Source organism: Sphingobium sp. (assembly GCF_049304695.1).
In the GTDB taxonomy this organism is placed as follows: domain Bacteria; phylum Pseudomonadota; class Alphaproteobacteria; order Sphingomonadales; family Sphingomonadaceae; genus Sphingobium.
In genome coordinates, this window is record NZ_JBAQOK010000061.1 from 25559 (window position 1) to 37467 (window position 11909).

Annotated in this window: 13 protein-coding genes; 9 read left to right on the forward strand and 4 right to left on the reverse strand. The window is 65.9% G+C overall.

Annotated elements, in window-relative coordinates; all coding sequences use genetic code 11:
• Nucleotides 1–3: 3 nt before the first annotated feature.
• Both pspA and WA070_RS09930 read right to left on the reverse strand, forming a co-directional pair.
• Nucleotides 4–684 (reverse strand): phage shock protein PspA, encoded by a 681-nt coding sequence (gene pspA, locus WA070_RS09925; RefSeq protein WP_422633812.1) that lies wholly within the window; start codon nt 682–684, stop codon nt 4–6.
• 35 nt (nt 685–719) lie between these two features.
• On the reverse strand, nt 720–914 hold the full coding sequence (locus WA070_RS09930) for a hypothetical protein (protein WP_422633813.1): 195 nt from the start codon (nt 912–914) through the stop codon (nt 720–722).
• 186 nt (nt 915–1100) lie between these two features.
• Between WA070_RS09930 and pspF the strand changes: the two genes are divergently transcribed.
• Nucleotides 1101–2132 (forward strand): phage shock protein operon transcriptional activator, encoded by a 1032-nt coding sequence (gene pspF / locus WA070_RS09935; RefSeq protein ID WP_422633814.1) that lies wholly within the window; start codon nt 1101–1103, stop codon nt 2130–2132.
• 105 nt (nt 2133–2237) lie between these two features.
• Here the strand turns inward: pspF and WA070_RS09940 are convergent, their stop codons facing one another.
• Nucleotides 2238–3116 (reverse strand): 3-hydroxyacyl-CoA dehydrogenase NAD-binding domain-containing protein, encoded by an 879-nt coding sequence (locus WA070_RS09940; protein WP_422633815.1) that lies wholly within the window; start codon nt 3114–3116, stop codon nt 2238–2240.
• A gap of 141 nt (nt 3117–3257) precedes the next feature.
• On the opposite strand from WA070_RS09940, the gene WA070_RS09945 reads away from it, so the two are divergent.
• From WA070_RS09945 to WA070_RS09980, 8 genes are all read left to right on the forward strand, one after another.
• On the forward strand, nt 3258–3728 hold the full coding sequence (locus tag WA070_RS09945) for a YbgC/FadM family acyl-CoA thioesterase (protein WP_422633816.1): 471 nt from the start codon (nt 3258–3260) through the stop codon (nt 3726–3728).
• Nucleotides 3725–4432 (forward strand): protein TolQ, encoded by a 708-nt coding sequence (gene tolQ, locus WA070_RS09950; protein WP_422633817.1) that lies wholly within the window; start codon nt 3725–3727, stop codon nt 4430–4432. The genes WA070_RS09945 and tolQ overlap by 4 nt, the downstream gene beginning before the upstream one ends.
• Before the next feature lie 121 nt (nt 4433–4553).
• Nucleotides 4554–5021 (forward strand): protein TolR, encoded by a 468-nt coding sequence (tolR, locus tag WA070_RS09955; RefSeq protein ID WP_422633818.1) that lies wholly within the window; start codon nt 4554–4556, stop codon nt 5019–5021.
• 9 nt (nt 5022–5030) lie between these two features.
• A complete protein-coding gene (locus WA070_RS09960) occupies nt 5031–6068 on the forward strand; it encodes a cell envelope biogenesis protein TolA (protein WP_422633819.1) in 1038 nt (345 codons plus the stop codon).
• Nucleotides 6065–7399, forward strand: a complete 1335-nt coding sequence (tolB, locus tag WA070_RS09965; protein ID WP_422633820.1) for a Tol-Pal system beta propeller repeat protein TolB — start codon at nt 6065–6067, stop codon at nt 7397–7399. Before WA070_RS09960 ends, tolB begins: the two co-directional genes overlap by 4 nt.
• A 110-nt stretch (nt 7400–7509) precedes the next feature.
• Nucleotides 7510–8025 carry a peptidoglycan-associated lipoprotein Pal gene (pal, locus tag WA070_RS09970; RefSeq protein WP_422633821.1) on the forward strand — a complete coding sequence of 172 codons (516 nt, stop codon included), beginning with the start codon at nt 7510–7512 and terminating at the stop codon, nt 8023–8025.
• Between the two features lie 200 nt (nt 8026–8225).
• Complete coding sequence (locus WA070_RS09975) at nt 8226–9413, forward strand: SGNH/GDSL hydrolase family protein (protein ID WP_422633822.1); 1188 nt, start codon at nt 8226–8228, stop codon at nt 9411–9413.
• A gap of 65 nt (nt 9414–9478) precedes the next feature.
• A complete protein-coding gene (locus WA070_RS09980; RefSeq protein ID WP_422633823.1) occupies nt 9479–10447 on the forward strand; it encodes an alpha/beta hydrolase in 969 nt (322 codons plus the stop codon).
• A 6-nt stretch (nt 10448–10453) separates the two neighbouring features.
• Here the strand turns inward: WA070_RS09980 and WA070_RS09985 are convergent, their stop codons facing one another.
• Complete coding sequence (locus WA070_RS09985) at nt 10454–11872, reverse strand: efflux transporter outer membrane subunit (RefSeq protein WP_422633824.1); 1419 nt, start codon at nt 11870–11872, stop codon at nt 10454–10456.
• Nucleotides 11873–11909 lie beyond the last annotated feature (37 nt).

The window sequence follows — 11909 nt, forward strand, 5'->3', positions numbered from 1 at the left end:
GGATCAGCCTTCCCCGTTCTTATCAGCGTTCATGCTGGCTTTGAGAGCGGCGAGGTCGGCATCCACCTTGTCGGCGGACTTCAGCTCGGCAATCTCTTCTTCCAGCGTCTTGGGCGCACCACCCAGCGTGGCGGCATCGGCGCGGCCTTCGGCCATATCGACGCGGCGTTCCAGCAGGTCGAACCGGGCGAAGGCTTCGTTGACCTTCTCGCCAGCATAGGCTTCGCGCACCCGCAGGCGGTTTTCCGCGCTCTGCATCCGGGTCACCAGACTGTTCTGGCGGACGCGGGCTTCGCGCAGCTTGGCCTGCAACTTGGCGATGTCTTCTTCCGAAGCCTTAAGCGCTTCGTCCAGCGTGACGATCTCATGGTTCAGATGCTCGGCCATGTCGGCGGCCTTCTGCCGTTCGACCAGCGCGGCCTTGGCCAGATCCTCACGATCCTTGCTGAGCGCCAGTTGCGCCTTGTCGGTCCAACTGTCCTGCAACGCGGTCAGCTTGGCGATGTGGCGGCGCATTTCCTTTTGATCCGCGATGGTGCGAGCAGCGCCTGCGCGCACTTCGACCAGCGTCTCCTCCATTTCGAGGATGATCATGCGGATCATCTTTGCCGGATCTTCCGCCTTGTCGAGCAGATCGGTCACATTGGCGGCGATGATGTCGCGGGTGCGGGAGAATATACCCATTATGAAGTCACTCCTGGTGGTGTCTTATGCTCGCCTTACGCCAGATAGCGCAGTGTAGCGGGGGTGGTGTCGCTGGCAAGAACCGGGGTTTCGCTGGCGCGGGCCGAATTTTCGCTGGCGCGGGCTGGGCCAACCGCCGAAAGGACCATGGTCGATCCAAACAGCAGGGCGGCGATGGCGACCGACATCAGCTTGCCGATTTCGCGAACTTTATTGGTCTGCTTTTCCATCGTCTTGCACTCCCTGAACCTTGGCCTTCATATGCGTTCCGCTCTTGTCGTGCGGATTGTCCTGAACATTGCAGGGGCCGTGCCAGTTTTGAAAAGGCGCAGATTTGCGTGGTTTTTCGACTGTTTAAAGCTGGCGAGGCAGAATTTGGCTTGCGAAGAGGTGGGAAATTTCACCATAAGTTGGGCATGGAAAAAAACACCCAGTTTGTCGGCCAGTCTTTCGCCTTTCTCGACGCGGTAGAACTGGCCGGACGCGCCGCCGAACTCAACCGCCCGGTGCTGGTCATCGGCGAACGCGGCACGGGCAAGGAACTGATCGCCGAACGGCTGCATCACCTCTCGCCACGCTGGGGCGAGCCGTTGATCGTGATGAACTGCGCGGCGCTGCCCGAAACCCTGATAGAGGCGGAACTGTTCGGTCATGAACAGGGCGCATTTACCGGCGCGAACCGGGCGCGGCCCGGCCGGTTCGAGGAAGCGGACGGCGGCACCCTGTTCCTCGATGAACTCGGCACCCTGTCGATGGCGGCGCAGGAACGATTGTTGCGCGTGGTCGAATATGGCGAGGTCACACGCATCGGCGCGTCGAAGCCCAAGCGCGTGGATGTCCGCATCGTCGCGGCGACCAACGACGACCTGCCCGCCGCCGCCGATGCCGGGCGCTTTCGCCCTGACCTGCTCGACCGGTTGAGTTTCGAGGTCATCACCCTGCCCCCGCTGCGCGCGCGCGAAGGCGACGTAGCGGTGCTGGCCGATCATTTCGGACGCCGCATGGCCGCCGAAATCGACTGGCCGCAATGGCCCGGCTTCGACGCGGCAACCATGGCGGAGATGGAAGGCTATGGCTGGCCCGGCAATGTCCGCGAACTGCGCAATGTGGTGGAACGCGCCGTCTATCGCTGGAACACGCCGAACCGGCCGATCAGCGCCATCACCTTCGACCCCTTCGCCTCACCGTGGAAGCCCAGGGCGCTGATGCCCACCCCCGCCGCACCGTGCGACGGGCCAGTCGCGGCACCCACCGCCACCGCACCGGTCATCGCCGCGCTGGAAGAAATCAGCGACCTGCGCGCCGCCGTCGATGCCCACGAAGCAGGCATCATCCGCGCCGCACTCGACCGCTACCGCTACAACCAGCGCGCCACCGCCAAGGGACTGGGCCTGACCTACGACCAGCTACGCCACTGCATGAAGAAACATGGGCTGGGGGTTGGGTGAAAATCCCAACCCCGTCATTCCCGCGCAGGCGGGAACCCACCTCCTGAGCCTTCGATGGAGCGCCACGTTGGGGGAAGGCTCTCGGGGATGGCCGATGTGCATCACTCACCGCGTCGGCACAGGCTCCGTACCCGAATAATCGTAAAATCCCTTGCCGACCTTGCGTCCGTACCATCCGGCTTCGACATATTTGACCAGCAGCGGCGCCGGGCGGAATTTCGGGTCGCCGGTGGTGTCCTGCAACACCTTGCAGATTTCCAGGCACGTATCGAGACCGATGAAATCCATCAGCGTCAGTGGTCCCATCGGATGATTGAGGCCCAGCTTGATGCCGGTGTCGATATCCACCACGCCGCCCACGCCCTCGCCTAGCGCGAACACCGCTTCGTTCAGCATCGGCATCAGGATGCGATTGACGATGAAGCCGGGCGCATCGAACGCATGAACCACCGTCTTGCCCAGCCGCGTGGCGAAGGCTTCGATCGCCGCGACCGTTTCCGGCGTGGTGGCCAGTCCCCGAATAACCTCGATCGGGGCCATGACTGGCACCGGGTTGAAGAAATGCACGCCCACGAACCGCCCCGCATCCGGCGCGGCCTGCGCCAGCCGGGTGATCGGGATGGACGATGTGTTGGACGCCAAAATCGCGTCTGCGGCCAGCAGCTTGCCGACATTGCCAAAGATCGCGCGCTTGATCTCCTCCCGCTCGGTCGCCGCTTCTATCACCAGTTGCGCGTTCGCCAGCGGCGCGATCTCACCGACCGGCGTGATGCGGGCCAGCGCGGCGTCGGCGTCGGCCTGGCCGATCTTCTCTTTTTCCACGCTACGGGCCAGCAATTTGGCGATGCCCGCCAGCCCCTTCTCCGCGCGGGCCAAGTCGATGTCCGACAGGATGACGTCATAGCCCGCCTGCGCCGCGACCTGCGCGATGCCCGCGCCCATCTGCCCGGCGCCGATCACGCCTACCGTGCGAATATCCATCATGTCGGCCTTCCTCCACCTGTTGATTCTTCGGCTCTCCCTAACGCGCCATCCTGCGCAGGGCCAGTCCCGCGCCTGCTCATGCAAAGCGCTCCGGCGATTTCCCGCTTTGCCTCCGGCCCGCACCATGGTTAAAAGCCGCCCATGCCTGTTTGTGATTTGATGCCAACGCCTGCGACCGGACGCTTCATCGCCGCCGTGCATCATTTCCCGCTGCGCATCTATTTTGAGGATACCGACCTGTCGGGTCTGGTCTACCACGCCAATTATCTGCGCTATATGGAACGCGCCCGGTCGGACATGCTGCGCCTCGCTGGCATCGACCAGCGCGACAGCCATGCAAGCGGCGCGGGCGTCTATGCCGTCACGGACCTTGCCATCCGTTACCGCCGCCCCGCGCGGCTGGACGACGACCTGATGGTGGTCAGCCGCGTAACCGCCGTGCGCGCGGCCAGTTGCGCCATTCATCAGTCAGTCATGCGCGCCGATGAACAATTGACCGACGCCACCATTTCCGTGGCCTGGCTGACGCCACAGGGTCGCCCGCAGCGGCAGCCCAGGGCCTGGACCGATATTTTCAGCCGTTTGATGCAAGGGGAAGATTTCCACCCATGACGCTCCACCTGCCTGACGTCGGCGCGGTCGCCGACGCCGCCACCATATCGCCGCTGGTCCTGTTCCTTCAGGCCGACATCGTCGTGAAGGGCGTGATGCTGGGCCTGCTGCTGGCGAGCATCTGGACCTGGGCGATCATCATCGGATTTTCGGTGACGCTGCGCCGCGCGACGAAGGAAAGCCGCAAGTTCGAGGAAGATTTCTGGAAGGCGGAGGATATCGACCGCTTCTATGAATCGCGCGGCAAGGCGGATTTCCCCGCAGCGAAAGTCATGGCGACGGGCGTGGCCGAATGGCGGCGCTCCACCGCGCAGAAGGTCATCGACCGCGAAGGGACGCGCGACCGCCTGTCCACCGCCATGGCCAGCACGATCGGCGAAGTGATCGACCGCCTGTCCGACCGGCTCAACATATTGGCGACGGTCGGGTCGGTCGCCCCCTTCGTCGGCCTGTTCGGTACGGTCTGGGGCATCATGCGCGCCTTCACCGCCATCGCGGCGGAACAGAATAGCAGCCTCGCCGTCGTCGCGCCGGGCATCGCCGAAGCGCTGTTCGCCACTGCCATTGGCCTGTTCGCGGCGATCCCGGCGGTCATCGCCTACAACCGGTTCAGCCATGGCATCAACCGCCTGGAATCGCGCCTCTCCCGCTTCGCCGACGGCTTCTATTCGACGCTGAGCCGCGAGCTGGAGGCGCAGCGGTGATCGGCCACATATTCCCCGTCATCCCAGCGAAGGCTGGGATCCCTCTTTTCTTTGCCGCACGGGTCGAAAGAAGTGAAATGCCCACCTTTGCTGGCATGACGAAAGTGGGAGCAACCCGCTAATGGCCATGTCCGGTCCTCCCTCCGGCCGTCGCGGGCGCGGGCGTGCGCCGATGGCCGACATCAACGTGACGCCGCTGGTCGATGTCATGCTGGTTCTGCTCATCATCTTCATGGTCACGGCCCCGCTGCTGGTGACGGGCGTGCCGGTCAACCTGCCCGAAACGCGGGCAAAGGGGCTGGATCAGGACGCCAAGCCCACCGTCGTGTCGATCGACCGCGACGGCGGCACCTATATCGACGATGCGCAGGTCAGCGACACCGACCTGCCCGATCGTCTGGCCGAGATCGTGTCCGCCAACGCGGGCAAGCCCGAAGCGCCGCAAATCTTCCTGCGCGCGGACAAGGGGCTGGATTATGGCCGGGTCATGCGGGTCATGGCCGAACTCAACCGCGCGGGCCTGAACAAGGTGTCGCTCGTCTCCTCCCCCGACGACGCCGACAGCGCCTCCGCGCCAGCGGGGCAGTAGGCGATCGCCATGGAGCGCACGGAAAAGATCGGTCTGGGCGTCGCGACGGCGGGGCATGTCCTGCTGTTCGGGCTGCTGTCCGCCGGGTTTCTGGCCACGCCGAACCCACTGAAGCTCAAGACGCCGCCCATGGAAGTCTCCATGGTGGACGAGGTCGCGCTGCAATCCACCGCGCCGCAAGTCTCGACCCAGCCGCCCCCACCCAGCGTCGCCCCCGAACAGGGTCCGACGGAGGATGCCGCGCCCGCGCCGGAACCTGAACCCGCGCCAGAACCCACGCCCGCGCCGCCGCCGCCTAAACCCCAGCCCAAGCCGGTTCCAAAACCGACGCCCAAACCCGCCCCGGCCAAGCCAGTGGTGAAGGAAGCGCCTGCCAAGCCTGCGCCCAAACCAACGCCGGCGAAGAAAGAAACGCCAAAGGCCAAGCCCAAGCCCGCACCAGCCAAGCCCGCCCCGGAAAAGCCAGCGGCCAAGGCAAAGCCGACGCCAGCCAAGCCCACCCCGACCAAATCCGCGCCCGCCAAGCCCAAAGCCGCCGCGCCTTCATCGTCGGCATCGAAATCCCCGGCCAAGGCCAAAACGGACGCCCCCGCGCGCGCCTCCGGTCAGGGCAAGGCAGCCAAGCCCAAGGGATCGCTGCTCGGCAATGATTTCCTCAAGGGCATCGACACCAACGCCGACGCCCCCCGCCGTCCGCCCGCGCCGGCGCCAGCCGCCGCCATGGGCCCGGCGCAGAAATCCGCGCTGGATGGCGAATTGCGCCGTCAGCTGAAACCGCACTGGCGCCCCCCATCGGGCGCGGACGCAGACCAACTCGTCACCCTGCTGGAAGTGCGGCTGGACAAAAGCGGCGCAGTGATCGGCACGCCTGAAGTCATCGACCAGTTGGGCGTCACCGCCAGCAATCGCCCTCAGGCCAAGCTGCACGCCGAACGCGCGATTCAGGCGGTGAAGCTGGCGTCCCCCTTCCGCAACATGCCGCCCGAATTTTACGACCAATGGAAATGGCTCCGGCCACTCCGCTTTGACGCGAGGCTGAACCGATGAAATCCCTCTTCCTGCGCCGTTTTTCCGTTGCGATCGCTGCGATCGCCGCCGTGCTGGCCGCGCCCGCCATGGCCCAACTGTCGGTCGATGTGACTGGCGAGATCGACAGCAATCTGAAAGTCGCGGTCCCCGCTCTGCCCGCGCAGCAGGATGTCGCCACCCCGGCCGGCACTGCCAGCGAACTGGGCCGCAAGATCGCCGAAGTGATCGTGTCCGACCTTAAAGGCTCCGGCCTGTTCGATCCGTCCGGGCCGGGCGGCATGCCCGCTATCGCCTTCCCCGAAGTCACCAACCCCGTCTATGACAAATGGGGCGCCTATCAGGCACTGGTGCAGGGCTTCGTGCGCACCGCTGGCGGCGACGCGGACATCACCGTGGGCTGCTACCTCTACGACGTGGCGCTGAAACAGGAACTCACGCGGCAGGGCTATGTCGTGTCCCCGCGCGACTGGCGGCGGGCCGCGCATAAATGCGCCGACGCCATCTATGCGCGCCTGTCGGGCGAAAGCCCCTTCTTCGACAGCCGCATCGCCTATATCGCCGAAAGCGGGCCGAAGGGGAACCGCGTCAAGCGCCTCGCCATCATGGATAGCGATGGCGCAAACCACCGCTTCATCACCAATGGCCAGTCGATGGCGCTGACCCCGCGCTTTTCGCCCGATTATAAATCCATCGTCTATGTCAGCTATCTGGGCAGCCGGGTGCGCATCTATATCTACGACATCGGCGCAGGGCAGCAAAAGCTGGTGAGTGAAAGCAACAACCCCGCCTTCGCCCCGCGCTGGTCGCCCGATGGTCGCAACATCCTGTTTTCCATGGCGGTCGCGGGTAATACCGACGTGTATCGCGTGTCCGCCAGTGGCGGCACCCCGGTCCGCCTGACGACCTCGCCGGGCATCGACGTGGGCGGCAGCTATTCCCCCGACGGCAGCCAGATCGTGTTCGAAAGCGATCGGTCAGGCGGGCAGCAGCTCTATGTCATGAACGCCGACGGATCGAACCAGCGCCGCATCAGCCACGGCGGCGGCCGCTATGCGACGCCCGAATGGAGTCCGCGCGGCGACCTGATCGCCTTCACCAAGCTGTCGGGCGATTTCAAGATCGCGGTCATGAGTCCCAATGGCGATAATGAGCGCACGCTGACGAACGGATGGCAGGACGAACAGCCGACATGGTCGCCCAATGGCCGCGTCCTGCAATTTTTCCGCACCACGCCGGGCAAGCAGGGATCCAGTCAGGTGTGGCAGGTCGACCTGACCGGCGTGAACGAACGGCGCATCCCCACCCCGCTTGCCGGATCGGACCCGGCCTGGGGTCCGTTGTTGCCGTAACGGGAACCAAATCCCACCCGCGCCTGTTCGTCTTGACAGCGTAACGAACTTCCCGGACCGTGCTGCCCATTCTGGTAGGCGGCACAGTGATTGATCGAAGGAGATTCTTGATGAAATTGTCCCGGCCCCTGTTGATGGCGACCGCCATCGTCGCGCTCGCCGCCTGTTCCAAGAAGCCCCCCGCCGAACTGCCACCCGCGCCCGGCGGGGAACAGACCGCGCCCATTGGAAATGGCGGCGGCAACATGGGCGGCCCGGTCAAGGGCAGCCAGGCCGATTTCGTCGCATCGGTCGCGGCCGACCGCATCTTCTTCGGCCTCGACCAATATGATGTCGATGGGGAAGATCAGGCGACGTTACAGAGTCAGGCCGCCTGGTTGCAGCAGAACCCACAGGTGCGAGTCACTGTCGAAGGCCATGCCGACGAACGCGGCACCCGCGACTATAATATCGCGCTGGGCGAACGGCGCGCCAACGCAGCGAAAAACTATCTCGCCTCGCTCGGCATCGACCCCAGCCGCATCACGACCGTCAGCTATGGCAAGGAACGCCCCGCAGCGCTGGGATCGGACGAAGCATCCTGGGCGCAAAACCGCCGCGCAGTGACCGTCACCGTCCAATATTGATCCTGCCTAATCTGCAGCATCGCAAGGCCCGCCGGTCCCCACGACCGGCGGGCCTTTTTATGTGGAGCGCGAGGCAACGCCGAGCGTAACAGCAGCGCTGCCATCCGACACCCCATCACCCTAATACCCCGCCACACTGGATTTACGCCGAAGTCTCAGGCAATCATCCCATCGCCGTCGCCACGACAAGGACTTCACCAATGCGCCCGACCGCCTTCCTGATCCCGCTCCTGCTGGTCGCCGCACCCGGCTCGGCACAGGCGCAACACTGGTCGCGCAGCTGGATGGCCGCGCCGCTCGTCTGGCATGAGCCGGTCGAAAAGCGCCCGGTCCTGACCGACCGCACCATCCGTCAGGTCGTGCGCATCTCCAACGGCGGCGACCGGTTGCGCCTGCAACTGTCCAACCAGATGTCGGAGGAAGCGCTGCTGATCGGCGCGGTCCATGTCGCGCTGGCCGGGGAAGACGGGCGCATCCTGCCCGGCACCGACCGGGTCGTCAGCTTCAACCGCGCGCAGGGCGCGACCATCCCTCCGCGCGCGCCGCTCATCAGCGACCCGATCGACATGGCGGTCAAACCGCTCACCCGGCTGACCGTCAGCATCCACCTGCCCACCGGCACGGCCTCCCCCACCGTCCACGCCTATGCCGCCGCGACCAACTGGATCGCGCCGGGCGACCAGACCGGCGCGGACGCCATGACCGGCGCGACGACCATCGGCCCGCGCCTGATCCTGTCTGCCGTGGAAGTGGAAACCCGCAAGGCCGCCACGACCATCGTCACGCTGGGCGATTCGATCACCGACGGCGTGCGCGCCACCGATGACAGCAATCGCCGCTGGCCCGACCTGTTGGCTGAACGCCTGCAAAAGGCGGGACGCAGGGATGTCGGCATCGCCAATGCCGGGATCAGCGCCAACCGCCTGCTGAGCGAGGCGGAAGGCTATAACGCCCTCGCCCGGTTCGACAGCGATGTGCTGGCCGTCCCCGGTGTCACCCATGTCGTGATCCTGGAGGGGGTGAACGATATCGGCTCCGCAGCGCGCGACGGACGAGCCATGCTGTCGCCCGACGCCCTCATCGGTGCCTATCGCCAGATGATCGCCCGCGCCCATGGCAGGGGGATCAAGGTCATCCTGGCCACCATCCTGCCCTATAAGGGCGCAGGCTATTGGAGCGAACAGGGTGAAGCGACACGTTTAGCGGTAAACCAATGGATCCGCGACAGCGGCGAGGCCGATGGCGTGGTGGACTTCGCCAAGGCCATCGCCGATCCTGCCGACCCCGCCCGCATGGCCAAAGCCTATGATGTGGGCGACGCGCTGCACCCCAACGACACAGGCTTCGCCACGATGGCCGCCGCCTTCGACCTCAGGCTGTTTCGCTAGGCGCAAAATGTCTGGTCCTCACTCTGGAAATTACCCGCGCCATCGCCTGAAAGGATCGTCGGCTCATGCCCCTGATTGATCGCAGAACCCTGCTCGCCGGAACGCTGGCAAGCGCCACCCTCCCCTCCGCCGGACAGGGGCAGGGCTTTCCGATCCCCCAAGGGTTCGAACGCTTTCCCATCTGGCCGGGAGGGAAAGCACCGGGCGGCGAAAAAGTGGTGGTGCAGGAAGTGGAAACGCTGCGCACACCCCAAAGCGCGCAGGACGACACCGCCTTCGCCCACGTCGTGACGCCAACGCTCACCCTGCTGCGGCCCGCGCGGCCCAATGGCGCGGCGATCCTGCTGATCCCCGGCGGCGGCTACACCCGCGTCGCCATCGGCAAGGAAGGCTATGCCGTCGCCCGCCGCTTTGCGGAGGCGGGTTATAGCTGCTTCTCGCTCGTCTATCGCATGCCCGCCGACGGCTGGGGCGCGGGCGCGCAAGCCCCGTTGCAGGACGCCCAGCGTGCGCTGCGCCTCGTCCGCTCTCTTGCCTCCCGCGAACGCTTCGATGCGAACCGTGTCGGCGTAATGGGCTTTTCGGCCGGCGGCCATCTCGCCGCCTGGCTGACCGCCCGCACGCCACAGGAAAGCTATGCGCCCATCGACGCCGCAGACCGAGAACCGATCCGGGCCGCCGTCGCTGCCTATATGTACCCCGTGATCCAGATGGACGGCCCGTTCGTCCATGCCGGATCACGCACGCAATTAATGGGTGCCAATCCCACATCCGACCAGATGCGCAACCTGTCGCTCGACCAGAATGTCAGCGCCCAGACCCCGCCTGTCTTTCTGGCCCATGCGCTGGATGACAAGGCCGTGCCGCCGGAAAACAGCCTCGCCATGCTGGCGGCGCTCCGGGCGCAGGGAGTCGCAAGCGAATGTCATCTGTTCGACAATGGTGGCCACGGCTTTGGCCTCATCCCGCCGCCCGCCGCGCCAGCCCCCTGGCCCGACCTATTCCTCGCCTTCGCCAAGCGGCACGGGCTGTAGCGGCGCTCAGGGCGTCCAGCCACCACCCAGCGCCAGGAACAGCGCGACCTGATCCTGCACCAATTGCGTCCGGGCGGTCGCTGCCGTGGCCTCCGCGCTGGCCAGACTGCGTTGCGCGTCGAGCAGCGAGAGGAAATCACCCCGCCCAAAGCGAAACAGCTTGCCCGCCTGATTGGCCGACAGCGCAGCACCGTCCCGCGCCCGGTCAAGCATGGCCGCCCGCTGCGCATCGCGGCGATAGGTTTCCAGCGCGCTTTCGACCTGCCGCAACGCTTCCAGCACCGCGCCGTCGAAGCCCGCCAGATCGCCGCGTATCTGCGCATCGGCCTGCGCGATCCGCGCTCTGACCACGGGCCGGTTGGGGAATGACCAACTGAGCAATGGCCCAAGGCTAAAGCCGAAGGCCGACCCATTACCGAAATCCTTGAGCGGCCCGGACAGGCCGACCGACCCGCCGATTCTGACCTGCGGATAAAGGTCCGCCATCGCCACGCCCAGCCGCGCGGTGTCGCCCGCGATCGTGCGCTCCGCCTGCCTGATGTCGGGCCGCCGCCGGATCAGCGCCGCGCCATCGCCCACCGGCAAAGCCTGCGCCAGCGTCGGTAGCGCGGCGCAACTTTCCACGTCGCGGGGATAATCAGCGGGTGGCCGCCCCAGCAATGTCGCCAGCAGATACAGGCCATTTTGCCGCTGCCCTTCAAAGCCGGGCAGCGCCGCCGCGCTGGCATCGACGGCCGCCTGCGCCCGGCTGACGTCGAACGCCGTCCCACGCCCGCCCCGCGCCAGCCGACGAGTCGCGTCCAGCGTATCGCGCTGCAACTTCACCACTCGCCGGTTGATCGCCAGCGCATAATTGGCGGCACACACCTGCGCATAGGCGCGCGCCGTCGCCGCCGCGACGCTGGTGCGCACATAGTCGCGCGCCGCTGCGCTTGCCTCGACATCCGCCACGCTCGCCTCGATCGCGCGGCGGATGCGGCCGTTCAGGTCGAGCGGGTAAGCCGCGCTCAGCCCGAAATCATAGCTGACCGTGCCGGGCAGATGTTGGCCGACACCCGACGGCCGGGCCAGCGTTTCGCCCCCGCTGATGCTGGTGCTGATCGCCCGCCCCGCCTCCGCCTCGCGCAACACCGCCTCTGCCCGGTCGAGATTAGCGTCAGCCTGCCGCAGGTCGGTATTGGCGGCCAAGGCCTGTTCGACCAGCGCGTCGAGCCGGGGATCGGCATAGAGCCGCCACCAATGATCGGGCAGGTCGGCCTGACTAAACTGCCCGCCCTGCGCCGAATGAAACGCCCCCGTCGCCGAAGGCGCGGTAGCGACCGACTGTTCAGGCGACCGATAGTCCGGCCCAGCGGTAGCGCAGGCGGACAGCGCAAGCGCAAGAATCGGCGCACCAGCTCTGCCCCAGACACGCCGTGTTCCCACGCAGGCGGGAACACGCTGCCTTTTTGCCCATGAAACC